This window comes from Serratia sp. M24T3, assembly GCF_000257645.1.
GTDB lineage: Bacteria > Pseudomonadota > Gammaproteobacteria > Enterobacterales > Enterobacteriaceae > Rouxiella.
The window spans coordinates 43,548-68,771 of the sequence record NZ_AJHJ01000016.1 but is presented as its reverse complement, the minus strand read 5'-3'; the positions used below and the strand labels follow the sequence as shown (position 1 = coordinate 68,771).

At 45.5% G+C, this 25,224-nt stretch carries 39 protein-coding genes and 3 pseudogenes; 12 read left to right on the top strand and 30 right to left on the bottom strand.

All coding sequences use genetic code 11. From position 1 onward, the window contains the following. Positions 1-14: 14 nt before the first annotated feature. The 9 genes and pseudogenes from SPM24T3_RS13995 to SPM24T3_RS13950 all read right to left on the bottom strand — a co-directional run bounded on the left by SPM24T3_RS13995 (position 15) and on the right by SPM24T3_RS13950 (position 5,543). Positions 15-560, bottom strand: a complete 546-nt coding sequence (locus tag SPM24T3_RS13995; protein WP_009637430.1) for a DUF1003 domain-containing protein — start codon at positions 558-560, stop codon at positions 15-17. A 35-nt stretch (positions 561-595) separates the two neighbouring features. Next, positions 596-1,513, bottom strand: a complete 918-nt coding sequence (locus tag SPM24T3_RS13990; RefSeq protein ID WP_009637429.1) for a glycosyltransferase family 2 protein — start codon at positions 1,511-1,513, stop codon at positions 596-598. Positions 1,514-2,370: 857 nt separating this feature from the next. Further along, entirely contained in the window at positions 2,371-2,913 is a 543-nt protein-coding gene (locus tag SPM24T3_RS13985; protein ID WP_009637428.1) for a hypothetical protein, read from the bottom strand. 122 nt (positions 2,914-3,035) lie between these two features. Beyond that, positions 3,036-3,456 (bottom strand): annotated as a pseudogene (locus SPM24T3_RS25500) (tyrosine-type recombinase/integrase); the annotation flags it as partial. Positions 3,457-3,953: 497 nt separating this feature from the next. Next, positions 3,954-4,154 carry a hypothetical protein gene (locus SPM24T3_RS13970; protein WP_009637425.1) on the bottom strand — a complete coding sequence of 67 codons (201 nt, stop codon included), beginning with the start codon at positions 4,152-4,154 and terminating at the stop codon, positions 3,954-3,956. Between the two features lie 3 nt (positions 4,155-4,157). Then, complete coding sequence (locus SPM24T3_RS13965; protein WP_009637424.1) at positions 4,158-4,820, bottom strand: MT-A70 family methyltransferase; 663 nt, start codon at positions 4,818-4,820, stop codon at positions 4,158-4,160. Next, the gene (locus tag SPM24T3_RS13960; RefSeq protein WP_009637423.1) at positions 4,817-5,029 is read right to left on the bottom strand and encodes a hypothetical protein; all 213 of its coding nucleotides are present in this window, start codon (positions 5,027-5,029) and stop codon (positions 4,817-4,819) included. The genes SPM24T3_RS13965 and SPM24T3_RS13960 overlap by 4 nt, the downstream gene beginning before the upstream one ends. Further along, positions 5,029-5,244 carry a hypothetical protein gene (locus SPM24T3_RS13955; RefSeq protein ID WP_037378567.1) on the bottom strand — a complete coding sequence of 72 codons (216 nt, stop codon included), beginning with the start codon at positions 5,242-5,244 and terminating at the stop codon, positions 5,029-5,031. The genes SPM24T3_RS13960 and SPM24T3_RS13955 overlap by 1 nt, the downstream gene beginning before the upstream one ends. A 68-nt stretch (positions 5,245-5,312) precedes the next feature. Next, entirely contained in the window at positions 5,313-5,543 is a 231-nt protein-coding gene (locus tag SPM24T3_RS13950) for a DNA polymerase III subunit theta (RefSeq protein ID WP_009637421.1), read from the bottom strand. Positions 5,544-5,837: 294 nt separating this feature from the next. Between SPM24T3_RS13950 and SPM24T3_RS13945 the strand changes: the two genes are divergently transcribed. After that, positions 5,838-6,218 (top strand): DUF4354 family protein, encoded by a 381-nt coding sequence (locus SPM24T3_RS13945; RefSeq protein WP_009637420.1) that lies wholly within the window; start codon positions 5,838-5,840, stop codon positions 6,216-6,218. A 9-nt stretch (positions 6,219-6,227) separates the two neighbouring features. Here the strand turns inward: SPM24T3_RS13945 and SPM24T3_RS25150 are convergent. The 16 genes and pseudogenes from SPM24T3_RS25150 to SPM24T3_RS25490 form a co-directional block, all read right to left on the bottom strand. Further along, positions 6,228-6,518: pseudogene (locus SPM24T3_RS25150) on the bottom strand (dATP/dGTP pyrophosphohydrolase domain-containing protein); the annotation flags it as partial. A gap of 464 nt (positions 6,519-6,982) precedes the next feature. After that, positions 6,983-7,363, bottom strand: coding sequence for a zinc-finger-containing protein (locus SPM24T3_RS13935; protein ID WP_009637418.1), 381 nt, complete (start codon positions 7,361-7,363; stop codon positions 6,983-6,985). 38 nt (positions 7,364-7,401) lie between these two features. After that, positions 7,402-7,788, bottom strand: coding sequence for a hypothetical protein (locus tag SPM24T3_RS13930; RefSeq protein WP_009637417.1), 387 nt, complete (start codon positions 7,786-7,788; stop codon positions 7,402-7,404). Between the two features lie 17 nt (positions 7,789-7,805). Further along, positions 7,806-8,405: a hypothetical protein gene (locus SPM24T3_RS13925; RefSeq protein ID WP_009637416.1), complete on the bottom strand. Its 600-nt coding sequence runs from the start codon at positions 8,403-8,405 to the stop codon at positions 7,806-7,808. Continuing rightward, a complete protein-coding gene (locus SPM24T3_RS13920; RefSeq protein ID WP_009637415.1) occupies positions 8,402-9,061 on the bottom strand; it encodes an ATP-binding protein in 660 nt (219 codons plus the stop codon). Before SPM24T3_RS13920 ends, SPM24T3_RS13925 begins: the two co-directional genes overlap by 4 nt. 8 nt (positions 9,062-9,069) lie before the next feature. After that, positions 9,070-9,240 carry a hypothetical protein gene (locus SPM24T3_RS25735; RefSeq protein ID WP_009637414.1) on the bottom strand — a complete coding sequence of 57 codons (171 nt, stop codon included), beginning with the start codon at positions 9,238-9,240 and terminating at the stop codon, positions 9,070-9,072. Between the two features lie 106 nt (positions 9,241-9,346). Next, positions 9,347-9,478 (bottom strand): protease FtsH-inhibitory lysogeny factor CIII, encoded by a 132-nt coding sequence (locus tag SPM24T3_RS25305; protein WP_009637412.1) that lies wholly within the window; start codon positions 9,476-9,478, stop codon positions 9,347-9,349. A 16-nt stretch (positions 9,479-9,494) separates the two neighbouring features. Next, entirely contained in the window at positions 9,495-10,520 is a 1,026-nt protein-coding gene (locus SPM24T3_RS13915) for a hypothetical protein (protein ID WP_009637411.1), read from the bottom strand. A gap of 58 nt (positions 10,521-10,578) precedes the next feature. Further along, a complete protein-coding gene (locus SPM24T3_RS13910; RefSeq protein WP_009637410.1) occupies positions 10,579-10,881 on the bottom strand; it encodes a hypothetical protein in 303 nt (100 codons plus the stop codon). A gap of 99 nt (positions 10,882-10,980) precedes the next feature. Then, entirely contained in the window at positions 10,981-11,172 is a 192-nt protein-coding gene (locus SPM24T3_RS25495; protein ID WP_157135306.1) for a hypothetical protein, read from the bottom strand. Next, positions 11,169-11,393 carry a hypothetical protein gene (locus SPM24T3_RS13905; protein ID WP_009637408.1) on the bottom strand — a complete coding sequence of 75 codons (225 nt, stop codon included), beginning with the start codon at positions 11,391-11,393 and terminating at the stop codon, positions 11,169-11,171. Before SPM24T3_RS13905 ends, SPM24T3_RS25495 begins: the two co-directional genes overlap by 4 nt. Before the next feature lie 150 nt (positions 11,394-11,543). Beyond that, positions 11,544-11,735 (bottom strand): hypothetical protein, encoded by a 192-nt coding sequence (locus tag SPM24T3_RS25930; RefSeq protein ID WP_237713061.1) that lies wholly within the window; start codon positions 11,733-11,735, stop codon positions 11,544-11,546. Positions 11,736-11,940: 205 nt separating this feature from the next. After that, the gene (locus tag SPM24T3_RS25925) at positions 11,941-12,507 is read right to left on the bottom strand and encodes a hypothetical protein (protein ID WP_237713060.1); all 567 of its coding nucleotides are present in this window, start codon (positions 12,505-12,507) and stop codon (positions 11,941-11,943) included. Between the two features lie 450 nt (positions 12,508-12,957). Beyond that, positions 12,958-13,215, bottom strand: coding sequence for a hypothetical protein (locus SPM24T3_RS25145; protein WP_009637407.1), 258 nt, complete (start codon positions 13,213-13,215; stop codon positions 12,958-12,960). Positions 13,216-13,261: 46 nt separating this feature from the next. Beyond that, on the bottom strand, positions 13,262-13,984 hold the full coding sequence (locus tag SPM24T3_RS25140; protein WP_009637406.1) for a hypothetical protein: 723 nt from the start codon (positions 13,982-13,984) through the stop codon (positions 13,262-13,264). Between the two features lie 12 nt (positions 13,985-13,996). Then, positions 13,997-14,359, bottom strand: a complete 363-nt coding sequence (locus tag SPM24T3_RS25490; RefSeq protein ID WP_157135305.1) for a hypothetical protein — start codon at positions 14,357-14,359, stop codon at positions 13,997-13,999. Between the two features lie 434 nt (positions 14,360-14,793). On the opposite strand from SPM24T3_RS25490, the gene fumD reads away from it, so the two are divergent. After that, the gene (gene fumD, locus SPM24T3_RS13880; RefSeq protein ID WP_009637404.1) at positions 14,794-15,003 is read left to right on the top strand and encodes a fumarate hydratase FumD; all 210 of its coding nucleotides are present in this window, start codon (positions 14,794-14,796) and stop codon (positions 15,001-15,003) included. 507 nt (positions 15,004-15,510) lie between these two features. Here fumD and SPM24T3_RS13875 read toward each other — a convergent pair. From SPM24T3_RS13875 to SPM24T3_RS13860, 4 genes are all read right to left on the bottom strand, one after another. Beyond that, positions 15,511-15,930, bottom strand: a complete 420-nt coding sequence (locus tag SPM24T3_RS13875; protein WP_009637402.1) for a hypothetical protein — start codon at positions 15,928-15,930, stop codon at positions 15,511-15,513. Between the two features lie 2 nt (positions 15,931-15,932). Next, a complete protein-coding gene (locus SPM24T3_RS13870; protein WP_009637401.1) occupies positions 15,933-16,199 on the bottom strand; it encodes a hypothetical protein in 267 nt (88 codons plus the stop codon). 60 nt (positions 16,200-16,259) lie between these two features. Further along, positions 16,260-16,601: a DUF3024 domain-containing protein gene (locus SPM24T3_RS13865; RefSeq protein WP_009637400.1), complete on the bottom strand. Its 342-nt coding sequence runs from the start codon at positions 16,599-16,601 to the stop codon at positions 16,260-16,262. Positions 16,602-16,972: 371 nt separating this feature from the next. Continuing rightward, positions 16,973-17,659, bottom strand: coding sequence for a LexA family transcriptional regulator (locus SPM24T3_RS13860; protein WP_009637399.1), 687 nt, complete (start codon positions 17,657-17,659; stop codon positions 16,973-16,975). Between the two features lie 116 nt (positions 17,660-17,775). Here SPM24T3_RS13860 and SPM24T3_RS13855 point away from each other — a divergent pair, with 116 nt between their 5' ends. The 6 genes and pseudogenes from SPM24T3_RS13855 to SPM24T3_RS13830 form a co-directional block, all read left to right on the top strand. After that, positions 17,776-18,009, top strand: coding sequence for a hypothetical protein (locus SPM24T3_RS13855; RefSeq protein WP_009637398.1), 234 nt, complete (start codon positions 17,776-17,778; stop codon positions 18,007-18,009). Positions 18,010-18,126: 117 nt separating this feature from the next. Continuing rightward, complete coding sequence (locus SPM24T3_RS13850) at positions 18,127-18,426, top strand: CII family transcriptional regulator (protein WP_009637397.1); 300 nt, start codon at positions 18,127-18,129, stop codon at positions 18,424-18,426. Between the two features lie 317 nt (positions 18,427-18,743). Then, positions 18,744-18,905 (top strand): hypothetical protein, encoded by a 162-nt coding sequence (locus SPM24T3_RS25485; protein ID WP_157135304.1) that lies wholly within the window; start codon positions 18,744-18,746, stop codon positions 18,903-18,905. After that, the gene (locus SPM24T3_RS13840) at positions 18,898-19,830 is read left to right on the top strand and encodes a hypothetical protein (RefSeq protein ID WP_009637396.1); all 933 of its coding nucleotides are present in this window, start codon (positions 18,898-18,900) and stop codon (positions 19,828-19,830) included. Before SPM24T3_RS25485 ends, SPM24T3_RS13840 begins: the two co-directional genes overlap by 8 nt. A 1-nt stretch (position 19,831) precedes the next feature. Continuing rightward, the gene (locus SPM24T3_RS13835; protein WP_009637395.1) at positions 19,832-21,181 is read left to right on the top strand and encodes a replicative DNA helicase; all 1,350 of its coding nucleotides are present in this window, start codon (positions 19,832-19,834) and stop codon (positions 21,179-21,181) included. A 146-nt stretch (positions 21,182-21,327) separates the two neighbouring features. Beyond that, a pseudogene (locus tag SPM24T3_RS13830) lies at positions 21,328-21,606 on the top strand (DnaB-like helicase C-terminal domain-containing protein); the annotation flags it as partial. Between the two features lie 207 nt (positions 21,607-21,813). Here SPM24T3_RS13830 and SPM24T3_RS13825 read toward each other — a convergent pair. Next, positions 21,814-22,464 (bottom strand): DUF4145 domain-containing protein, encoded by a 651-nt coding sequence (locus tag SPM24T3_RS13825; RefSeq protein WP_009637393.1) that lies wholly within the window; start codon positions 22,462-22,464, stop codon positions 21,814-21,816. A 182-nt stretch (positions 22,465-22,646) separates the two neighbouring features. On the opposite strand from SPM24T3_RS13825, the gene SPM24T3_RS13815 reads away from it, so the two are divergent. The 4 genes from SPM24T3_RS13815 to SPM24T3_RS13800 all read left to right on the top strand — a co-directional run bounded on the left by SPM24T3_RS13815 (position 22,647) and on the right by SPM24T3_RS13800 (position 25,077). Continuing rightward, positions 22,647-23,117, top strand: a complete 471-nt coding sequence (locus tag SPM24T3_RS13815; protein ID WP_009637391.1) for a recombination protein NinB — start codon at positions 22,647-22,649, stop codon at positions 23,115-23,117. Continuing rightward, positions 23,114-23,326 carry a LexA repressor gene (locus tag SPM24T3_RS13810; RefSeq protein WP_009637390.1) on the top strand — a complete coding sequence of 71 codons (213 nt, stop codon included), beginning with the start codon at positions 23,114-23,116 and terminating at the stop codon, positions 23,324-23,326. Before SPM24T3_RS13815 ends, SPM24T3_RS13810 begins: the two co-directional genes overlap by 4 nt. Before the next feature lie 442 nt (positions 23,327-23,768). Then, entirely contained in the window at positions 23,769-24,449 is a 681-nt protein-coding gene (locus SPM24T3_RS13805) for a metallophosphoesterase (protein WP_009637389.1), read from the top strand. Next, a complete protein-coding gene (locus SPM24T3_RS13800) occupies positions 24,442-25,077 on the top strand; it encodes a recombination protein NinG (RefSeq protein WP_009637388.1) in 636 nt (211 codons plus the stop codon). Before SPM24T3_RS13805 ends, SPM24T3_RS13800 begins: the two co-directional genes overlap by 8 nt. Positions 25,078-25,224 lie beyond the last annotated feature (147 nt).

The window sequence follows — 25,224 nt, the reverse complement described above, 5'->3', positions numbered from 1 at the left end:
GCCTGATTTCTGAATCAGGTCTCTTTTGTTTCCATCAACTTTTTATGTAGCTCTATCGTCAAGTGCTCTACACGTTCTGTAAGCTGTTTAGTCAACGTAGTTAATTCAGTGTTTTGTTGCAGTAAATGAAGCATTTGCTCGTTCTGCCTGGCAGCCGTTTCCAAACGTTGATCGTTAAGATGAGCAAGATCTTCTCGGTGCAAAGCATCCGCTTCGGCATTGGCTTTGTCCCTTTCTGCCTGGCGAGTTTGCGCCAGCAGGATCAGCGGCGCGGCATAAGCCGACTGTAAACTGAATGCCAAATTAAGCAAAATGAACGGATAGATATCAAATTTAACCCATCCCAATTCATTAACCGCCACCCATAAAATGACTATTGCAGTCTGCCCACCTAAAAAAAGCGGTGTACCAAAAAAACGAGCGAAAGCTTCAGCCTTGAGAGCAAACCAGCTCTCGCCAAAAGTCGGTAATAATTTATGATGCTTGCGATGAAAACGAAGATGGTCAAATTTTACTTTTTTTAATGATGGTTCGGCAGTTCCAGTATTACTCTCTTTCATGACTCATCCTTGTTAACGGCAGTTGCGGTGAGAACTCAGGGCTTTTTGGTTTTCTTAAGTATGAAGCGTGGCCGGTGTTTTACTTCAACATAAATACGGCCAATGTACTCGCCCAATACCCCAATCCCTATCAACTGTATGCCTCCCAGAAAGAGAATGGAAACGATTAGAGAAGGGTAGCCGGGTACGACATTTCCCCAAAGGATCTCTTTGACTAGCATTAACGTCCCATATATTAACGAGCAAAAGGCAACAAAGACGCCGACATAGGTCCAGATTCGTAAGGGAACCGTAGAAAAGCTGGTAATGCCCTCAAGTGCCAGATTCCATAACCGCCAGCTATTGAATTTAGAAACTCCACTGATGCGAGCCATGCGTGTGTATTCAACTATTGATTCTTCTCCCTCTACCCAGCTTAATATCCCTTTCATAAAAACGTTTCTTTCAGGTAGAAGTTTGATTCTTTCGACTATTTCGCGCGACATTAGTCTAAAATCACCTACGTTTTCAACTATTCGGGGTTTGCTAATCATATTGTGCAGTTTATAGAACAGTTCAGCTGAAACTCTTTTCATCGTACCATCTGATGTTCGATCAATTCTTTTTGCCAAAACAACGTCGAAACCTTTTTTCCATTCTTCAATTAGTAACGGAATGATGTGAAGAGGATCTTGCAAATCAACATCAATCGGGATGATTGCATCGTCGGTTGAGGATTCCAGACCGGCTATTAAAGCAGCTTCTTTACCAAAATTACGAACAAAATTAAGGGCTTTAATTAAATAGTCATCGGCGGCTAACTTATTTATTATAGATTCAGTAGCGTCACTGCTCCCATCATTAATAAACACTATCTCAATGGTAAATTCTGCTAACTCTTCCCGCACCGATTTATAAAATATTGGGATTGCGTCTTGTTCATTATATACAGGAACAACCAGTGAAATAATCATTATACTTCCCTGAAAACGACATGTTTAGAAAATAAAGCCTAACAACAGGCTAGTAAGTGAAAATGAGAGTAGTCGTCGTCAACGGTAATACGTGATTTATTTACTGAGAAATTTGACTTATCTCAGGATCTCTTTAAATGAAGAGAATGTCTATGTTTAAAATATTAATTAACCAATGGTGAAATTTATTTAATAGTAACCTTGGTTACTAACATAAAGTTTATTTTAAACTATAAAATGCCACTGATAAGTGAAAGCCCACATTTGCGGGCTAAATTAATTAATAGCAGGTTCCACCTTTATGATGGGATCCCGAACCACCATGTGGATGAGTTCCCCTTGGGCAGGCTATTGCGCTGGAGGCAAAAGCTAAGGTTAGCGTTAATATCAGCAAAGTCGTTATTTTCTTCATTTAAGATCCCATTTTTAAGTTACAAAAATATGTTACTTCATTATATAGGTTATCTGTTAATACACTAGACACCAATTAATGCAAGGCTGATAAATATTATTGATCTCTACTTCTCCATTACTGAAAATAGTCATCATATCTTTAAAACATCAGAAATTTTAGAGCCTAGTATTCTCTTTAATAGAAAGGGTGTTGAGTGATCAGTATTTATTGTTTTTCATTAAGAAATGTTTTTATTATTAAATTTAATAATAGCTAAAAACAAGGGGTGCAGAGGAATTCCAAAAAAATGGGTTTATGAGTGCTATAAGTCTGACCTAGTAATTTCTTTAATAGGGTTATGAACATAACATTATTAAATCTTGCTTTTGCAATGAAAACCCCGCATTTGCGAGGTGGGTAGGTGCTAATGTTTTACTAAATATCTGCTTGTTATTGAGCCGCGTTATCCGTCATATCCTACTTGCTCTATCTTGGCATTAAGGATAGCGCGTCCATTAGAATCTGGATAAATAATGGTGTGGCTCAGCCTTATTTCTTTGCCATCTATGACTTGCTCAAAAGTATTACCGTCGAGCCATGACAAGTCTGCTTCTGCTTTCCTACCTTCAACATAAGCATTCAGGTTAAATGGAATTGTTGTCTCATCAACATGAGGCGAATAGGGAGTTGCCTGGAGAAAAAAGTCCATAGAGATGATTAAAGTATCGTCGTGGTCGATTTCAGCTAGCCACTGAACATAACCCCCTTTTCCGCTATATTCGAAGAGTTTGCTGGTATTAGGAGCGTAACGCCCGAATGGGCCTTCTACGTTATTAATTGCGAGATTTAAGCTCGTGTAGTTGGCAAAGTGGATAAGGAGTGATCGAACTGATTTACTCTTCGGTGGGCTAGAATGTGTTGTTGGCGAGACATCTCCAGGGCCAAAAAATCCTTTCAGACCTGCCATTATCTTGGTTTCCAACTCGTAAGGATCAGTGCTTGACATAGGCTATTATTCTCCATCAGTTATGGTTGAGAAAGAACAGTTGGCGAACTATTTTAGATCTGGGTAGCGGAATAAAGTGCATGGAATGTTAAATATAACTTATAGCATGAATTCTGAAGCTACAACATTACTGGCTCGATTTCCGTTATTTTCATCGAGCCTGTAATGGGCAAAACGTCCTCCATAAAGATCCTTTCTGATTCATTTGCATAGACCAGCGACCAGACTTTTTCTTATGGTCGAACCACTCACGGAATATGAAAGAGAAGCTATCGTCAGAATCGACTTTATTCTTTTTTTTGGTTGGATCTATCCCTTCGGATATTTCCTTGCGAGCAAGGAAGGATTTTTCCCTTGCTTCCTGCAATGAAATGAATGGGTATTTACCCACTGTCATTACCTTTTCTTTACCTGCCAAAAAAATCTCAACTGCCAAACTTTTTTGCCGGAAACTGGGATGTATAGATAGAGGCTATTGCCATCTAAAAGGTGGTAGGGTTTTTTCTGAGGCTTTGCAGCTTCGACCTGCTTTACGGCCAACATGGGTAAAAACTGGGTAAAATTATTTACCCAGTTTTTACCCAGCAAAGGGTGGCTGTCAACACACTAGTAAGAACTGTGGCGAACTGTTTCTTGACGGCGGTGCTGATTTAAAGGGGTTTTGCTAAGTACTGCAATGGTTTTGGTTTGATTGGGTATCAGGAGGTAATGAGTTATTGGTGTCCCCTACAGACATCAAACAGGGTAGGTAAGGGACTTATATGAAAGGATTTTTAAGATTGATTGAAGAATTATACCCGCATTTATACCCGCAAAGGTCATCAAGAGGCTTTTTTTAAGGAGGGGAAGTAGCTCGATTTCCAATCTTGATAATCGGAATATAGCCAGCGGGAATGATGGCCGAATTTTGTTGGCTCTGGGAGTCTACCCCCCTTGATTTGAGAATAGAAGTATTTTGCGGTAAAGCCTGAATCCTCCGTCATATCCTTCATAGTAATCAGGGAATCGTGTTTTAGTTCTCTCATGATAATTTACCTCTTCTATTTACCTTCCACTACTCTATGCACGATGACGCATAGCCAGAGCCAAGGCTCATGCTTTTTAGGGCAGAACGGCTTAGCCTGGCTGGCGTATTTATCGAGGAGTTGGCGGAAGGTGAGTTTGTTTGATTTGCTGTTGAGTTCTGTGATGAGTTTCTTTGCTATTGCGCGGGCGGCGTTGTCGGTCTCTTCGGGTGTCATGGATTACTCCGCTTTAACCTCGACTGGCTGCGCTGTTTGTTGAAAGTTAGCCGGTGAAATTTGAATGCTGCTGACTGGTGATTCATCCCCCCACGTGTCCCAACCAGGTACTTCCTGTCTGGCAAAAAACTCAATGCGTGACACATCACCGTAAAGCAGCTCAAGCCGGTGCCTCGCCTCCCAAGGCTTCTCGCTGTGCTCTCCAAGAGGGGAGTAGATCACTTGCTTCTGGCTGGCGTTTTGCCTTTCCAGACCCGCACCGCGCACCGCGATCAGCAGGTCCTCGCTATTTGCTCGGGTGTAGTTCCCGCCATTCATGCGCGTCTGCGTATTCAGCAGATCGAGGAAATCATAAAAATCCTCAACCTGACCGGCTTCCAGTGCTTTATTGATATGCTGCTCAGCCAGCTGGTTCAGCTTCACCCAGGTGAAACCTTTCATCGTTTTAACTTTAAAGCCCCACGCCTCAGCAAGCTTGACTGCCTCGGCATTGTGAGTGCCGGTGTACCACATCGCCAGCACAGCGTTATCGGCGGCAATTGACCAGACCGGCAGGCGCATAAGATCAGTGAGCGTTAGGGTGCCGTAGTGATTACCAGCAGCCCCATTGCTGATTACGTTATCGTAATGCCAGGGCGGATCGGCGTAGATAAGTTGATAGCTCATGCTGCCTTCCTTTGCTGCTTAGCCCGTTCAACCTTCTCCGCATCTTCCCGGCATTCACTGCAGCAATAACTGGACTTGCCGACTGAGGGCTCACCGCAGTCGCCGTTCCTGCAAACAGGTGAGGGTGGTTCCGGTTTGGCGCGGTTCGCGATAGCCGCGGTTAAGTGTTGTTCAAATTCTTTTGCTGCGTCGTCTGCTACATCAGCCATTATGCGGCCTCCTGAATTTTGATTGGTGCTCGGTGGCAGGTGGCGGAGATGTTCCCATTCTTCTTTTTCACCACGTAAACGTTGAATCCCTTCGGCAGATACCCCCAGCCATCAGACGTTCCGTCGTCGTCTTTTTTCTTGGCTATAAAATCCTGAGCACAAGACATCGCAACCCCAGCACATTCCTTGTCTGGAGCATTAACAGTTATTCGCATAGGGTTGCCCTCGATTTTTGGCAATAAAAAACCCCGCATTTGCGAGGTTCGTTAGATACAGGCATTAATTATGGATTTGGTGGCGGAGGGTCCATTTTGCCAAGACTGTCCTTCATGCTTCGATAATGTGAAAGCCTCTCCATGAAGTACTGGCGCAAATGCTCCGGCTGCTCCCGAGCAACGATTTCAGCGACAACTGGCACGCTGTAGCGCTCTTTGAACGCGACAACACCCGCTGCTTTATCAACGTTGATTTTTTCCATTTCTTCTTTGGGTAAATTGGCGAGATTCTTTGACATGATTCCTCCTTGTTGGGGGGAGTGTAGCGCCGGGATAATTCAGGAGTTAAATCAAGAATGCACTTGCCATGTTTAATTAGGAAACCATTATCACCTGAACAAGTAAAAACAGAAATAGCGTAACAATATTTACTCATCATTCATTACTCTCGATCAACACCCAGAAAATCCGCAAAACTGGTGAAGTGAAATTGTCCATAAAGTGATTATTCAGTATGTACAGTGTACAATCATGATGAATCTGCTTTATTAACATGTACGGCAAAGATTATTGACCTAAAAAAGGGAATTGATATGAAGGTTTATACTATTGTTTTATCTCTGGCTCTGAGTAGCATTTGTGTTGGGGCAAATGCTACGACGCTCGATAATATTGGGGTGTATTCCACACAAGAATCTCAAGGTTCTGTATCTATTGGAAGTAAAAACGCCTATACAAAAACCTTCGAGGTCGTCTTAGCAAATTTATCAGGAGAAAGTGTTGATATATCAAAGCTTTGCTTAAAGGCTTATTCCAAGGACAATAAAGAGTTCAATCTTGACACTGTTGATGAAAAATTAACTAGTGGCATGTTGAAATATGGTAAGCCTGTGAAAGGAAACGCTGTGTTTTCTTCAGATAACGATGAAGTCTTAAATGCGGCGTTGGTAAAAATTTCTGACGATTGTAACTAACTAGATACGCGGCCATTTAGGCTGCTTAACATGCAGGCGTGGCTCACCGTCCTTTGGCTCAGGCCATGAACGCGCCTTATTGATTGCCAACTTCTCGATCATTGCCTGCTCAATCTGCGAGTCAGTGATACCGGCGCGGCGCTGGGCATCCCATAATAGGAATTGCATATCGGCCCACTCGGATAAATCCTCTGGCGCTTCGGCGGCTTCGATAGCCTCTTTGGATAGATGCTTTAGCGGCCCGACTGGACCGACATTACCGAACGTGGCCTGAGACCATTCGGCGTGCTCGGCGCGAATCGGCAGCACCACGACAGGCGGCGCAGGGTGGGTGAATAGTGGCGTCTCTACCTTGCAGCAAATGGCGAAAGTTTTATCGTCGCAACACTCCGCTCTTGTAACCACTTGCCCGCTATGGTGCATATAGGCCACAGCCACCGCAGCACCACGCATCTCTGCAATCTCGGCCTTTAATTCGTTGTATTTTTGGACTGCAAGGGATGCTATTCCTTCCATGCTAATAAGCTGTTCTTCAACTTCCTCCAACTCAGCAATACGCACATCTTTCGCTTTCGACGCCGCATTCACCGTGTCGAACATTGCTGCTAAGTCGTCGTATCGGCGTTGCAGGGAGCCGCAGTCAGCCTTTGATGCCTTCAGCAACTCAGCCAGAATTTCAGCGGCTCCCGCCATCTCAGCTACTGCGTCATAGTCCGACTTAAGAACCAGCTCTTGATTCTTTACGCCTTTGAATATTTGAATGGTCATGATTGAGCCCTCAGCTCGCAGGCAATGACAACCTGCTCGCACATTTCGATATTAAACATTCCGATATGGCACTCCTGCTGAGGAATGCCGAGAGATTTAGCGAGCCATGAATATGCGCTACCGCGACTCATGGAACGACCCTTCCAAATTGGGTCAAAGGCAGCATGGGCTTTGCTTTTAGCTGCTCGTAGCTCAGCATTAGCCAGGCGACCAAGAGGAACGCCATTACTGCCTTTATGGCAACCGACATATGCTTTGCATGGTTCACACTGATAAAAATGGAGTAAGGATAGGTCAGGGCGGTGCGGGTAAATCTTTCTACCGGTTACGAATGCAGCAGTCTTGCCGCAGTAATCACAAACAACCTCGCGGGTCATGATTTATTCCTTACTTGAGAGGGTTAGGCGGCAAGCTTCTAGCTGATTAACTGGCGACACTCCTCATGCCACTGATCCAACTGCTGTTGAGTGGTGAAATAAGCGGGGCGGTCATGTGCAAAATATTCAGGCTTCAACCGATAGATAGTCCCCTCAGCCTTGAGGTGTGGAATACTCCATTTCTCTTCCGTAAGCAGGTGCTGAATTTGCTGCACATAGACTATTTGAATGAAAATTGATTCCTCTTCCATGAGGCGACCCCAACCCGCATAGTTGGGGTTTGTGTAGTTAATTGTGCACCCCACTGTCGCACCGCCAGACAAGCGCCCACCAGAACGCCCAGCGCTGGTTGAATTGCGCTGGAAGAAGGTGATATTTGCATCGGGGTGCTTACGGAGGAGTGCCAGTATTCCGACTGGCGTCATGATGATTACCCTAAAATTTAGATGTTATCGTATTGATTGAAGAACTGATCATCACCCGGATATCCACCTGAATGCTGAGGTTGGTGATTATTCCCCTGCTTACGCTCGTCTTTGTCTTTTAGGGTAGATGCTATTTTCGCAATGGTTTCTGCAGGCTTACCGTCAATTTTTTCTTGTAGAGTCTGATTGGTCTGGGCAATAAACGGAATGCGGATGTCGAAATTATAAGTATCAGAGCCATCCTGTTTACTCTTGAGCGTTTTTTGCAGAACAAAACCAACCCTCTTACCTATAAGCTCTGGAACCAAATGGGTATTAATATCTTTCATTACCATGGTCAGTGAATTTACTGATGTGCAGCCCATGATGGCGTTTATCATGTTGATGCCGAACTGGTTTGGTGTCTTATCTTTTTTCTCCGTATAGACATTCAGGTAGTTCGCCTTACGCCCGTCATCAGCTTCAACAGAGAATTCAATAGATTTCGCACCGCCAGAACTGGTCATGCACTTAGCTTCGGTGATGGTGAAGATGTAAGCGCCAGACTCGTTTATAAAACCACTTTGCCCCGCAGAAAGCGCCTGCTCTTGGTTGTATGTAAAAATTACATTGCTCATGCTTTGTCCTCTATTTTATTGATACCGTAGTAGTCGCTAATAACTCCATCAACAAGAGATAAGTCATTATTTACCAAAAGGTCTGTGAACATTCCCATCGGGCTTTTACAGCAGTCCTGACCGTTTGTTTGGGTGGAAAACTGATAGCTACCATTCTGTACGTGGGTACGCAGAACTATAGTGAAATAGCCCTCAGGGACTATGGTTTGATCAACCATTTTTCCTACTGTTTTCATCCGCGTGCTGCCGAAATCGTCAGTTTGAGTGTGCGCCATAATGTAGACTCGCTTATTCTCAGCGAGCGATCCGGCTGCATTGAATACGTTCCATGCATTTTTCCCAATGTCAGTAAACTTGTCATACCCACGCTCACCAGAACGCTCCATCAACTCGTTAACCATGACCGCCTGATAATCATCAATAACGATGATATCTCTTTTGGTTTTTTTGATGATTTGCAGAATATCTGCTGATTTATCGGTTCGGAAAACGTTACCTTTTGGGTTTTCTGTGGTGAAAGTTTTCCAGTCAGGTGACCGAAAGGGCAGTGATTTACTTATGCACTGTATTAGCAAGGTATTTTCTGGATTTAGGTTGCGCAGGCTGGTTGACTTACCTGTTCCTGACTCACCAAGTATTAATGTTGCTATGCTCACATAACACCTCAGAATGGTTGTTCGCCCAAGAAATACTGCTGATTCATCTTTTCAATCTTTGCTCGCATTAATGCCGTTTGCTTTGCTTTAGTCAGTCGATTTCTGCGAAAGTACAGCGCGTCTTGTAGATGCCCCTTGCGCTTTTCCTCGCTTTCTTTAATTGATACTGCAAGTGTCATTTTGAAGCCTCCCGTTGATTAAATAGGCAGTGCGCAACGCTGAATAAATCGTTGTCGTGCTTCTCTATAGCCAAGGCGGCTAAAAGCTGTATTGCGCGCTTGATGTTCATGGCTCACCTTTCTGCTGAAGTGTTTTCCAAATGCGCTTAGCCGCGTCTTTGGCATTACGAAAGATGATGTCGAGCAGTGATTCAGAGCAGCCCACGCAAGGCCACCCTGCAAGTTGCGTTGTTTGCATGGGATACTCCAGATTGCTAATAGTTGATTTGAACGGGCGGGTGCTGGCCGGATGCGGCCGCTTCTCTTTGGTGCTTAACGATGGCAATCACACAATCCTGAGCGCATTCGGTTGAAATACCCGACTTGGTGAGAATTGCGATCACTTGGTGGTTGATGTTTTTTTGATGTTCGATATTGGCAGCGCGTTTGTCGGCTTCATCCTTGATGCGCTTTTCTTCTGCCAGTCGGCGCTGTTCAGCTTCCTGCTGCTTGCGCTGTTCTGCTGCGATAGCGTCCTGTTTTTCTTGCTCAGCGCGTTCCAGCGCCTCTTTCTTATCGCGCTCGACCTTTTCAGAAGCTTCTTTCTTTTCACGCTCAGCTTTCTGTTCAACTTCAATTTTCGCCCGTTCTTCCTGCTCAACCTTGAGCTTTAAAGCAGCTTCGCGCTGGGCTGATTCCTCGCGTTCACGCTTTGCCTCCTGTTCGGCATCAATTCGGGCCTGCTCGACCGCCTGACGCTTAATCTCTTCTTCATGAGCAATGCGCTGGCGTTCTGCTTCGGCTTGAGCGTCGGCGGCATCACGGTCGAACTGGGTATTCATGAGAAGGGCTAACTCGTGGTCTACTTCCTTCTGCTTCCTCAGTACTTCCGCCGCCGCTAGTTGCTCGGCCTCAATACGCAGCTTCTCTTGTTCGGCTGCTTTAGCCGCGGCGATGCGTTCCCGCTCGGCTTCCCACTCTGCGCGGGGTTTTAAAATTGCGTCACGAATTGCATCGCACTCACGAGTAAAGCGGCGCAGCTCTTCCTCTGCTGGTTTAACCGCTTCTTTGAGGTGCTTTAGGTAAGATCTGCCTGGCTCTTCAATCAGCTTTTTGCTTTTCCCGACTAGCAGGGCAAGTGATCCAATGCGGTCACGTCCTTTTTTGGTTGTAACGTCTGGCGCTTCCCTCGCGTACTCACGGATCTGCAAAAGATACTGGTCAAGCCCATTGGCAACATAAATCGCCGGAGCCTGTTCCGGCTTAATCTCAATTACTGATAATTCCGTTGTCTCGCTCACGGCGATCTCCTTGGGATATGTACAGGCGAAAAAAAGCCGCTAGTTAAGCGGCTGCTATTCAATCTTCTTTGCTCACAATCTCTGTGTCGTCCGGTACCTGCATGGTCAACAGTGTGCTGTAGCCGTGCTTGTAAATTGAATAGGAGCAAGGCCAAGACGGTACTGGTAAACCTTCATTTACTGGCGATATACCGATACTCCATAGACCGCTTTCAAGATATTGTGCGACCACCATAACCTCGCCATCGGCAGATTTCAGGTGATATAAACCAACACTATCGAAGCAGCTAATTTCCTCTCGAATGGCGCCGTCGCATTCAAAAAGATCGTCACTGGCACCATAGAACCGCAACTCTTTCATGATTTTCTCCAGACAAAAAGAAGCCCTCACTTGGAGGGCTAAACAGAACAACGAGGGGTTTTCACGCTGAGCACTCAGTGAATGCGCAGCAGGATGGGGCTATTCGTCAAGCCACTCAACGTATTCGAGGCGTTCAATTGCATCTCCGTGGGTAGGTTCGCGCTTTTCTGTATTACATTCGGGGCAGTATTTTGCTGCTACAGGCTGACCCATACAGCCACATTCAATGCCAGAACAGCAGGGAATAAATTCAACGCCGCCTATGCAATACCTATTATTGCAATTACTCATGGCTTACTCCTTTCTGCCAGCATGGCGTCAGCCACTCCATATGCATACACAGCATGTTGTTCCGTACTCCAGTGATTCCACTCAGGGTTTGATTGAGTGGCCTGCATCGCCTTAGCAGCCAGGTAATCGCGCAGCGTCATGCCGCTAGAGTTACCACCACCACCGCCTGACGAGAAATTGTTTGATCTAGGAAATGCTGGACCACCTGTTTCTTTGCTCATAATCCGATCCTCACATCAGAAAAATAAAAGTTAGAAATCCCATCAACACCCAAAACAGCACGCAACCAAACGTTAATGAAGGCCAAAACTTTTCGTTGTAAGACATATAAGCTCCGATACTGATTTGGGTAGGGGTAACAAAAAACCGCTCTAGGCGGCTTTTGTTTCTTCAAATTCACCATCTTCACTCAGCGAGTACCATGTGTCGGGCTTAATGCCGTTGTCACCAACCTTGCTAGCCCGGATGTGAATAATTTCACCGTCGTCATTTCTGTAGCACAGCACGATAGCGCCAGACGCAGAGGCTTTAGCTTTCCCGCTTTCTCCGAATGATGCTGCCACAGATTGTGATCCACTCACTTCGGCCGCTGACTGGTCGCCAGTGTTAGTTGCCGCTGACCGGTAGCCAGTGTTAGTTGCCGCTGACCGGTAGCCAGTGTTAGTTGCCGCTGACTGGTCGCCAGTGTTAGTTGCCGCTGACTGGTCGCCAGTGTTAGTTGCCGCTGACCGGTTGCCAGTGTTAGTTGCCGCTGACCGGTAGCCAGTGTTAGTTGCCGCTGACCGGTAGCCGAGTGTTAGTTGCCGCTGACCGGTTGCCAGTGTTAGTTGCCGCTGACCGGTAGCCAGTGTTAGTTGCCGCTGACTGGTCGCCAGTGTTAGTTGCCGCTGACCGGTTGCCAGTGTTAGTTGCCGCTGACTGGTCGCCAGTGTTAGTTGCCGCTGACCGGTTGCCAGTGTTAGTTGCCGCTGACCAGTTGCCTTTGGTGATCGTCTGTTCAATGGTTTTATCAATCTTGCCCCAAATCCACTCAACAGCTTTCGCCACCATTTGATGAATCGAAATTTCAGCAGTGATTGTGATTTTCGCACTGGCTATTTTGCTATCGTCACCATCGCGATCAATTTCGCCTGATGATTCAACTTCGGCATAAACGCTTTCACCTGGCGGGTAATAACTGAATACGTCCAGAGGGTTTTCACAGGCATGAAAGCCAGAGCCACAAGCTTCAACCTTGCCGGTGTGCTCAAAGGTTTTACCCATTTCAAACTGAAATCCACGGCACTGCATGTTTTTGTCGAAACCCTTATAGGCAATGACTTTCTCTTTGCTCATTCTGTTTTCCTGTTTTTTAGGTACAAAAAAAGCCGACCTAAGTCAGCTCGTTGTTAATGCCTTTATTCATGCGCCCTTGCTGAGTAGGCGCAGGGTAAAGTCACTGGATAGTGCCTGCTTTTAGCCACGTCAGGCGAGGTGGTTTCCCTGCTTTCCACAGTCAAAGGAAACTGATAATTTGGTTATTCCACAGTCAAAGATAGGGTCTTATAAATGCCGATGTTCACAGTTCGGGTTGAATTGCGTGGTTCTGATTGGGATACATATAACAAGCTTCATGAAAAAATGAAGGAGCACGGATATTCCAGAGAAATAACAGGAGATGATGGGGTCAGCTATCAGCTTCCTGATGCGGAGTATGTAGGAGAGAATAACCTCAACGCTTTACAGGTCAGGGAACAGGTTTTTGGAATTGCTAACGCATTAAACATACATCCACATGTTTTGGTTTCAGAAACTTTGCGGTGGTCGTGGCAACTTCCCAAGGCTAGACGCTGAGCCTGAACATGCTGCGCCTTCTCCTTCAGGCGGTGCTGAATATCCGCCTTTTTCAAGTGCCCTTACCAACTTCATCACCTTCTCTGGCGTTACGGCTGCCCACCAAGAATTCATTGCGAAAATGCGTTCATCAAAATTCATTGGTTCGTGCGTGAAAGCCTTTTCCGATTCGTTGTAAGCCACTTTAATTTCTTGAATTAACTCTTCCATACTCACTCCTTATCGAGCTGTTTCTGATGATTTACGATGGCCTGCCTTAAGCAGTCAGATTTCTGAGTTTTGCTGCTGCTACTTCAAGTGAGGCCATGGCATCCATTTGCTGGTCGAATAGCTTTTGAGCCCCAGCTATTGCCTGAAGAATCTCAAGACGAATTGGTTGTAGTTTTTTATTGAACAGGTCATTGTTTTTGGCAGCGTTCTCCGCTTCTTCAGCCTTGCGAATTAACTCTTCGGCCTGCTGACGAAGGGCCGTAGGGCTTACTGTAATAGCTGGCTTAATTTCCATTTCATTAATCTCGTTTATTGTCGTGGCGGGGCGTTTTGCATAAGAGTCGCCTTTTTTCCAACTCCTTTCTGCTGACGAGGCCTTTACGCATTCAATGCAATAAGATTGCTTACCATCAGAAGTTGTAGAGTTTTTATAGAACTCACCGGTTGGCTTTTCTAAGTGACATTTGGAGCAGCTCTTTATTTCTGGTGCAAGATTGCATGGCATATCCTTTGGCCACCCGAATTTCTTGTGACGCAAAAAGGTTGCTTTCCTGCCGCCTGCAGGGGGCTTTACTTCAAAAACTAAAATATTCTCCCGTTGCTTGAGGTGCTCAACTAATTTCTTTCTGTCATGATTTATAAGGGAGCTATAAGCGCTAACCTTGTCTCGTATAACAGATAATGAAACACCATTAGGCATTTTCTCAACGAAGCTTTTAACTTGAGAGGCGGCCCGCCAGAGCTTGTTAGGTAGTGTAGATGGCGTCATGGAATCTCTTGATTACCTCGCTGTTACTGTTTCAACTGGTTTACGATGCCCGGCTGCGAATCGTGCAACATCTGGCAAGCAGATAGAGCCCTCAGTCAGAGGCTTGCGTTTAAATTCATATTCGAACAGGTACGAAGCTCTGATTATTTGCATCTTGTATTCCTTCACCCGCTTTTTAGCGCTGGCGGCGAGAAATTTCAGTGGTGCCGGTGAGTAACCAGCACGCTTGATGAGCGATAGGCGCTGAGGTGCTACCTGATACGTCCTGCCAACGAGTAATGGATTGGCGGTGGCCCATACCCGCTGCTTCGCTTTGCGCTGCTCGTCACGACGGCTACGAGCGTTAGCTTTGATGTTGTGAAGCTTAATCATCATGACCTCCTGAAATGGTTTGGGTGGTGTGGTAGGTGAGATTCCCAATGTGACCCGCTTACCATCATTAAGTGAATTGAGCTGGCCTCGCCGCTCTACGTGCGACATATTCCCGTCCATGAACTCTTCACCACACCCCAAAACTATCTCGCTTGGTTGTTTGCACTTTTCAGCGCTCGATTGATTCACCATCCTGGTGAGTACTTCACGGCGCCTCTTGCTCCGCATCGATGTTTCGTTTCGATGGAGTGACTTTATCTAAATGATAAATTATTGGCAATAGCAAAATGATAAATTTGCTAAGGTGGTAGATTATCATTTTGATTAAATTGATAATTTATTTTCACTCTCCTTCAGACGTGACTCATCGCACCTAGCCAAAAGCAGGTGCATGGAGGTAATGTTGTATGAAATTCAATCTATCTTGAGGGTTGGCTATGGACTACGAAGCAGAGGCAGAGCGCCGATACCAAGAAATGTGTCGGATAGTGGGGGATGCTGTCTTTGTACTAACTTCGGAACGTTATGAGACGAAGAGGGTGGCGATAGCCGACGTGCTCAGGACTGAGTTAGCAAAGGGCATAGAGAAGTGGGATGAGGAGCAGCTTCAGTGTATGGAGTTGGCAGTACGGATTTTGGAGGAGTAGGCGTTTTGCAGGATGCAGCTGAGCATGTGAGGAAGGGGGTATGAAGGGCAAAAAAAACCGGCGCAATGGCCGGAAGTATCGGATTATAAGGTATCAGAAAATAAGAAACCAATTGGAGGGATAATGCTCAACCACATCACTGGTCTTGCTTTAGCAGATTAACAATAATTTTGCTTATGGTCAAAGTTTGGGCAAAAAAAAAGCCGGTGAACCCGGCGTCAAAAGGAATGCTACACACAGTTTTATTATAAGTATTCAATGGTAGACTTCGATTGGAAGCCTTTGATAACAGCATAATATTACATTTTACAAAAAATTCACACTGTGTATTTATCAGGGTATTGGATCGTTTTGGGTAATTGCTGTGCATACAAAACTTGAGGTAAGGTGCGTCCACAAAAAAGCCGGGTAAGGTCCCGGCGAACAGCATAGTACGGACTAGTGTTGTTATAGGCATTCAATAGGTAAGAGAAAAAAAATGGCTAAGAAACTGTGTTTATTGTTAATTCAATGCAGGGCCATCACAGCATGAGCTATCGTAGACAAGGTGGATCCAAAAAAGTAAGTAATTATGGTCCCTACAACACTAAGAGCAATTGTGAACCCTAAAATAATATATTTATATTTTTTAATAGTAGCATCAACATCTTTGACAGATATATCTAGCTTTTCAACTTTAGCTGTCTGGTTTTTAAGAAGTTCTTCTATCCTCTCAAGAGACGAAGCCATGCGACCAAGCGAAATAGTGTGATCAGTAATATTGCCATGCATAGTTTCACTCCTCGCATTAGATGTCGCAAAATCATCCTTGAGGCTATTGATAGTCTGAATAATCCATTGCTGAAGGGCGTGTTCTGTAGAACCACCCCCAGTTGATGCACTATCACTTGTTGGGGTAACTATAGCATCTCTATCATTGCCACGCATCTTTATACCCCCCGAGCCTTAAGCCACTCCCAGGTAGTTTTGTTATGAAATCCGAAGTAGGAGTTCACTGCGAATATAACAAGTTTCCCATCAACATCACCTTGATGATTAAGCTTTTTAAAAACATCTTCGGATGTTACATCTTTATCTGAAATGACAATACGCAAAAAATCGTCAACTAAAAGAAAGTTCTGTGTACCATAAAGAGATATTAACTTACTGTTTAATTTGTCATTTTTATCTGATGTTGAAATAGCAAAAGTAGTCATTTTAATCCCTTAACAGAAATATATTAATACTGTAAAATCACCCAAACGTCTCTTCAGGCCTCACCCAAAGAAGCAGCAATGAGTATCAGCGCGGACTATCTCAAGCGCTTCGGTAAGCGTATCGACTGTCTGATAAAGCTCCCACCTCTCACTCGCACGCATCCAGTAGAGTTTCCATTCACTCCCCGTGCGAACGTAGGTTATTTTTACCGATGCGAGAACAGAAAACTCGCCCGGCTCGCCTCTCCAGACAGGGCGTTTTTCACCTATTTCGATTGACTGGTCATCAATAGTGAAGACGATATCCAGTCCATCCCTGATGTGTACAGGAGGCCGAATGCTTTCAACGAACACTTCCACTTCTTTTTTAATCGCGTGAAATTCTAAGTCGTTAAATGCCATACCTTCTCCTTAATGTACTAATCAAACGTCTCCTCAAACCACATCCCTGTGACACAGCTCCTATCAACCAGAGCCTCTCCACTCTTGATTGCTACTGTTTATTTTGAAACTTATGACCTAGCACCCTCGATAAGGGCAACAATTAAAGCCATTGAAATAAACGACATATAGCCAATTATCAAAGTTCTTTTCATAGTCATATAACCTTATCTAGGATTAGTTATCACCCACCGTGAGCAGCCCCACCACTCGCAAAGAACCAGATCATGAAGCCTGCCGCACCAAGAAGTACGATGACTGGAGGTAGGAATCTAAATTTCATTTTGTGCAAATCCTTCTGTTAGAGGAACGTCTCTTCAGGCCACTGAGCCTTAAGGGATCTGCTCCCACTTGATATCGACAACTACGCCAATGATTTTGCAATTACCGTTGATAATAGTAGGCGGGTGGTGTGGGTTAAGGGCTTTTAAATACTTTCTACCCGCATCAACCATGTACTGCTTAAATGTGGCTTCGTTATCGCTCTCAAGCTTAGCAACAACCAATTTTCCACTGATTGCCTCCCGATCAGGGTCAACAAGGATAATCATCCCTTCTGGCACCGTGAAGCCAGCAGGTGCGGTCATAGAGTCCCCTTTAACGCGCAACCAGAACGAGTTTTCGCTAGCGTCAACGGTAGTTTCAGGCCATATATCAATCTCATCCTTCCGGTAAGGCTCTACCGCCTCCAGCCAGCAACCAGCGCTTACCCAGCTAATGAGTGGGTACTGCCCTTTACTTTCCTTTACTCCAACGTAAGAAACATTAGATGTATTTTCTGAGGTTCCGCTTTGAAGCGTATCAAGCCATCCGTTAGGAAGTTTAAGTGAAGCTTCAATCTTTCTCGCTAGATTCCCGCCAATATTTCTAAAAGATTTCTCCCCGGTCAACTGGCTTAACTGAGCCGGAAGCAAACCGCATAAAACAGCAAACTCAGCCCTAGTGGATTCTGAGTGTTTGTCGAGGTGATCTTTTAATAAGGCTGCAAGATTCGCTCGCCTGATGTCTTTAGTTTCCATTTGCCAATTTTTACACTATTTAGCAATGCGATAAATATGCAAATTGATAAATATCGGTTGCAGTAAATTTATCATAAAGATAAACTTGCCTTTGAAATAACCAAGAGGACAAGACCATGAACAACGATTTGCTCCGATGGAGAAAGGAAGCTAGCTCTGATGAATGGTTAAAGCTCGCCATCCTCGCAAATACCTCAGTTGGTTACCTCGACCAAATCGCATATGGATTTCGTCGCGCCTCACCGGGAAAGGCAAAGCAGATTGAAGCTGCAACTAAAGAATTTTCCGCTATCGATCCGGTAACCAAAGAAAACCTAGTTTTCGCGAAGGTACGCGCAACAGCAGCCTAAGCACCCCCGCTCACCAATCGAGCACTGAAAAGTGCACCCGAAGAATAAATCCACTGTGGTCATCCCCACGGGCTGATCACGCAAACACACAACTAACCAACAACGGAAGTATTACGCATGGAACACGCAAACTACAGCAAGCCGACTCAGCGAGAAATTGATCGTGCAGAAACCGATCTCCTTCTCACCATCTCTCAGGTAACTGGGCGTAAGTTCGCAGATTTAGCAGGCTGGCATGAATCGAAGGTAAGCCGAATGAACTGGCGGGATATCGCCACAGTGTTCTGTATCGCTCGAATGGCGGCAGAGGTTAGTCCGCTTGGTAGGGTAATTCAGGAAGCGTTTAAGGCGGTAGGCAATAAAAAAGCCCCGACCGCTGGAACGGTAGAGGCTTCACAAATCACCATGGGTTTCTGAGGAGACCTTGGTTTTTCAAATCATTACAGCGTATTGAATGCAATCAGTACAGGCTAATCACAAGGGTAATTATATATGCAAAAGAGCAGAAAACTCAAGCAAGAAGGGAGCGATGTTTGATGACTGCTTATATCGAGCAAGAGTGTGGGCAGAAACTAACGCCACGAAAGACGAGAAGCCAGCGAAGAAAACCCGAGCCAGAAAAACGGTCGGCACACTTTCGCTGTTTTAAAAGAAAAGCCCCAACCGCGGGAACAGATGGGGCTTAAGAACAAACCATAATGCTGCTTTAACTGAGCAAATACACAGGAGTAATTATGCATCAAAAAAGAAAAACACGCCAGCCCAATGAAAGAACACAGCAGAGGGCTGCGCTTCCAGATGAATTCGTTATGACATGCATGGACAACCCCGCTGCCGGCAAACGATTTGCGGAGATATTCCGCAGTTTCAAGCCTAAGGGGCGACCAGATGAGTAACGTAGCCTATGCAGATTTCGGAGAGCAAGCCGCTCTCAGGAGTTCACGGATGGAGAACCAGAAGTTAGGGCATTTCGCTCTATTCAGGAGTGCTCTTACCACGGATTGGGCAAGAGATTACGCGAAGTTAGCCCTATGGGTTCACCTGATTGGCGGTGCCACTCACAAGCCGCGTAGTATTATCTTTGACGGAGTGAAATGGGATTTATCTCGCGGGCAGATGGTAACCAAAATTAGCATCATGTGCCGTAAGTTGCTCGACTCAAAAGGGGAAGAGAAGACGGCAAAACAGGTTCGTGGCATGCTGGATTTTTTCGTAAAAGAGAAGATGATTAGCTACTCAGGAAGCCGCCATGGAACGCTGATTACCATCCTAAATTATGCCGATTATCAGGCTGATTTTGAGGTAACAAACAAAGTAACTAACGAGGTAACAAACAAACCCAGTGGTAGCGCGGCTTCCGAGGCAGGTCAGGTAACAAAGCTGGTAACTAATCAGGTCAAACAGAACAAGAATGTATTTAAACAAGAATTAAAAGATCCCCCTAAATCCCCAGAGGGGGGTTTTGTCGAGCAGGAAGAAACTAAACCCAAAAAACAGGCAGCATCCAAATTCACATTCGACCGTGAGCGCTTCCAAGATACTTGGAACTGCAAAGCTAAGAAGCATGGACTTCCACGCATCACCAGTATCAGCATTTCCACCGAGAAAGGCATTAAGCGCCTGTATGAATCACACTTACGGCACTGCAAGCAAACTAAGCGGAATCCCGTAGACATCGATACGTTCATCAACGGCTATATCGAATTTGGATATACGCCTTCCCCCTACGCGTTGGGAGATAACCCAGCTGGAAAAAAATACGGGATCAGCACGGCACTGACCCAACGCATCATTGACCCAATCATTAGCCAGGAGGATTAGCATGGAAAGTTATGATTTTGAGGAGCAACTGATCGGCTCCATGATGCTTAAGGGAGACCATATCGACTGCCGCGACATCATCGGTAAGCTTCCTGATGAAGCCTTTCTAAATTTCCATCTGCGTAGCATGTACAAGGTGATCCGCGCCTTGCTCATCAAGGCTGAGCCAGTAGATATATTCACTGTTCAGGATGGCGTTGAGCCGGAGACGAAAAACTTCGTTCTGGATATTTCAGCTCGCTGTGTCTCCGCTGCGAACATCAAGGCATGGGCAAAGAAAGTGCGCCAGTGCTGGATGCTTCGCCAGGGAGAAGAGAGCCTGCTACGGGCGGTAGAATTACTGAGAGGGTCGTCAAGCCACGACCTTAATGAACGCCTAGCGCAAGTCACCGGCATGCTCTCTAAGCTTCAGTTTGAAACCAACGACAAACTTCCGCGCCGTATAGGGGACATGCTTGATGACTACATGCAGGTACTTGAAAAGCGCATGCAGGGTTCAGAGTCAGGTTTGTATCTAAAAACTGGGATACTCCCAGTGGACGAAGAGTACGGAGGATTTGATAGGACAGACCTGATAATCATTGCTGGCAGACCAGGCATGGGTAAGACAGAGTTGACTATAAATATTGCCAATTCTATAGGTCGGCAGCGTGGAAAAGGTCTGATTATTTCTATGGAAATGTCAGATATGCAAGTGGTGGAACGTCACGTTGCTGACCGTGCAGGGCTTTCAATTAGAACGCTACGCAACCCATTGGATATGAGCCAGGAGCATTACACGCGCTTGACGACGGCAACTGGAACCCTGTTGGATGAAAATAATTACGTAATCGATGGATCATTCACGGTTGAAGAAATCATTGCACATGCTGAACGCATGAACATGGATGACGATGGGCTTAGTTTCCTAGCTATCGACTACCTGCAACTTATCCCCAAGCCAAAGGCTGAGCGTTCTGATTTGGCCATTGCAGAAATCACACGAAAACTTAAACAGTTCTGTTTGAGGAATAAAGTCCCTGTGATTCTACTTTCTCAGCTTAATCGCGGTGTCGAGTCCCGCTCTGAAAAGCGCCCTACGATGGGGGATCTAAGAGAGTCAGGGGCTATTGAGCAGGATGCGGACGTAATAATTTTTCCTTACCGCGATGAGGTTTATAACGAAAACAGTGATATGAAGGGGATCGCTGAAATCATCATTGGAAAGTATCGCTCTGGACAGCCAAAAACCTTTTACATGGGCTGGAGCAGGGGACACTTCGTCAATATCGAGCAGGCCGAAGCTGCCAAGCGTTACGCAGAAAACACCAACAATCGTAGTGACAGTAATTCATGGCGAGGAGGTGAGTGATGCAAAATGAGACTCGCCTAGGCGGCAAGGTTCCGGCACCTGTGATAGCCAGAGCGCTAAACAAGCCGCTTAATGCTTTGATCAAGAAAGCTGGTGATATGGGAATTAGTCTTACAGTGCCAAAGTCGCGATTAGATAAACACTGGCCGGTTAACTCCGATCTGCGCGATGGTGGAAGTATCGAGCAGGACGCTGACGGAATTTACATGCTTTATCGCGAAGGCGTGTATGAGCCTGAAAGTCCTGCGGCGCCATACGCTGAAATCATCGTTACCAAAAACCGTTTTGGATCACTGGGTACCGTTTATCAGCTTTTCAAAAATGGTCACTTTATGCGGACTGATCAGGCGATAGCTGCGAAAATCTGTAAAGAAAGTCCCCAGTCATCTTCATCAGACCGTCGCTACCTTAAGAGGGATATTTAGTAGATTTAATTGCTGAGTCCCACTACATACGGTTGAAGACTCTTGCCAGCTGGCTGAAGGTTTAATTAATAAAGACTTTTAATACAATGATTTAGTTGATTTTTTTAAGTTGGGTCAAAAGTTTGAGAAAATTGATCCAGATCGTTTTACTACTTCTAGATATAACATCCGATCTGGATCATGTATTCAGTGAAGATTTGACATTAATTATTCAGCTTTATGGGTGAGTTTTTTAGCTTCCACCATCGCTGGCAGTGTAAAGGAATAAATCAGGAATACCTCTGTGAAACCGATCATTTCATCAGCTTCATCCTTGGAAAACTCTTCGTCTGAATGAACTGCACCATTTGAGTCAATACGGACAATATGTGCCCAGTCTTTCATTTGCTCAGTTATCAAACCTTTTCCAAATAACATTGCGATACGCTGTGATAACTGCTCTTTTTTTGATTCCTCACCAAGGATTACACGTGTAGCTATGTCTATAACTTTGCGACAAAGCATGACTGAGGTTTCATTGTTGCCTCGCTGAACATTATCTTTGGCTTCGATGAAAAATCTGCCAGCCCGTATAGGGGTTTTGTCAGGAGCAGCAGGTACATTGTGCTTAGGGTAATACTCTTGAAGTCTGAGAATTGCACTACCAGGAACAGATATATCTCCATAATTTTGAGTGTTGTTTAGAGGAGATTGGCCATTCCTAGTCTGAATGTTAGCAACAGTCGGTTCAGCACAACTCCGACATATAAATCCAACGCTGAAAACGCCATCATTTTTCAAAGTTTCGCCAAATGCTGTTAAAACTGCGTTATCTCTTAAACAGTGGGGGCATGTTATGTCTAATGTGAGGATTCCCATGAATACATCCTATTTATTAAATGATATTCAAAAAATTTTGACCGATTCTGATAGACCAGAATTTATCCTTTTTCAAAGGTTCGAAATCTGCCCTACAGATCAAAAAAACGACTTTATATTAGCATTAATAGGGAAGCTTATTGAACAAGACCGGATGCTGAAAGCTTCCCTGAGAAGGAAGAATGGATAAAAAAAATTATTATCTAAGAAACTCCCAGATACGCCAAACCTTAATCGACCAGATCAAACAGCTTCCGCTAGACCCCTCAAAACCATTCGAAGTTGAATTATCACCACCCAAGCGCACTCTCTCACAGAATAAGAAAATGTGGCCTCTGCTGCATGACCTTGCTGTGCAAGTCGTATGGTATGGCGAGAAATACGATGAGGACGATTGGAAGGACATGATCACGGCTCTTGTTGCGAAGTCAAAGAAGCAGGAACAAAGAACAGCACCTGGTATCGGCGGCGGCGTGGTCATGTTTGGTGTACGTACCAGCAAGATGCGTGTCGGTCCTATGGTCGAAGTTATTGAGGCTATTTACTGGTTCGGCACTGAGCAGGGCGTGAGGTTTAGCGAAGAGTCCCGCCTACGCATTGAGTGGGCGCAGCGCTGGGGCGAGGCCAACAAAAATAAACAGGCGGCTGCATGAGAGAGTTAAGCGAAATTCAGCAACGGATTCTCAATTTTATCCGTGTGTTCCGAGACGAAAACGGATTCCCGCCGACCCGTGCCGAAATATCTCGTGATATTGGATGTGCTCCAAATAACGTTCAAAAGCATCTCGCACGCATGGAAGGAAAGGGCGCTGTTAAAATTAAGCCAAAATCTCCGCGAGGGATAAAACTGGTTGAGGTCTGATTATGGTGAACGAAAGCATGCCCCGTCATATGCCACTGGGGGTTGAATGAAAAAAGACTGGTTTCAGTATCCTGAATGCAATTTAGAAGAAGTTGAAAACCTCACCCGGCATTACCAATCCCGCAATACCCCCATTAAGAAATCACTTAACCCAGACTACAAAACCTGGTGCGTATCCGTGTACGTGGAAACTGAGAAATATGAGCCAAGGCCAAGCAGTCAATGGCAGAGCGCTATCTGGAGAGCAATTTGAGCATGCACGATTACATGCCGGGGATTTGGTGTAGCGATTGTAAAAAAACCAGCCCTCCGGATGACCCTTGTCTATGTGGCAAATGCCAAGGCTGCGGTATCCCGCTAAGCGACGATGAGGTTTATGCGTGCAGTGACTGTACGGATTGGTGGGCCATGTGTGGATATGACGTAGAGAGGAGCAGAGACGATGAGTGAAAGAAACGGCGTTTACCAGCGCATTAATGGCGACCAATACCGGAATGTATTCGTTGTTGGCGATCTGCATGGCTGCTATCAGCGCCTAATTACGCAGCTCGAAGAATTGGCGTTCAACCGGCATGAAGATCTGCTTATTTCCGTTGGCGACTTAATCGACCGTGGACCTCAGAATGTCGAGTGTCTGGATCTGCAAAACGAAAAATGGTTTGTGGCTGTACGCGGGAATCATGAGCAAATGGCCATCGATACAATCTCAGGGAAAGACGACGGCAGATTGTGGTTTGGCAATGGCGGGAGTTGGTATTGGACGCTCGATGAAGAACAGCGCCTGCTAGCAACAAGACTCATTGAGAGAGCCAAAAATTCACCACTGGTGATTGAGGTAAATATTGCTGGCGAGAGCACTGTTATTTGCCATGCGGACTACCCATCCGATCATTACCTTTTTGGTAAGCCAATTAGCGAATCTGATGCTGTTTGGAGCCGGGAAAGATTCAACGCGCTTTCAGATGGCCCGCAAACGGGAATTGAAGGTGCCAAGGCATTCTATTTTGGTCACACGCCAATCCAGCGCCCAGCTAAAGCGGCCAATTTGAATTACATCGACACCGGCGCAGTATTTGGCGGCCAGTTGACCATTGTAAAAATCAAAGGTGGTGACAATGGCTAAGGGCACAAAGCCGCCTAAGCCGAAAACCTGCCCCATCTGTGAATCTGAATACTTGCCTTGGTCTACCACTCAAAGAGTCTGCAGCAATTACAAATGCGCAATCGAATTTAACCGCCGCCGAGACGAAGAACTTGCAGCGCGTGAAAATCGAAAGCAGGAGAGGCAACAGCGCGACGATTTGAGAAAAAGAAGGGAAGCACTAAAGGGTTTACCAGAGTGGCAGAGAGAGGCGCAGGCGGCGTTTAATCGCTATATCAGAATGCGTGATTTAAACAAAACCTGTGTTAGCTGTGGAGGCGTTCTAAGCGGCTCCAGTAATTACCTCACCGGCAGTGCAGTAGACGCGAGTCATTACCGCTCACGCGGCGCGGCATCCCACCTTAAATTCAATGTATTTAACGTCCATTCAGCTTGCACCCGCTGCAACCGCCAGCTTAGCGGCAACGCCGTAGAATACCGCATCAGACTAATCGAACGTATCGGCCTGCAAAGGGTTGAAAGTATCGAGTCAGACAATACCCCTCGCAATTTCACTATCGAATACCTGCAACGTGTGAAAGCAATCTTTACGCGCCGGGCCCGCCATTACGAAAAATTACGCAAACGACAACTCGGAGAAGCAGCATGACAGCAAGCGCATGGCTATCGCTAACGCCTTGGTTGGTAGTTCTATTCATCTGGATGCCTTGGAGGTTTGCACTCCACCAACAAAGAATCAATGAGTATAGGAAATTGGTGCGCGCCCACCGTTTTTACAAAAAGTATAAGGTGATTA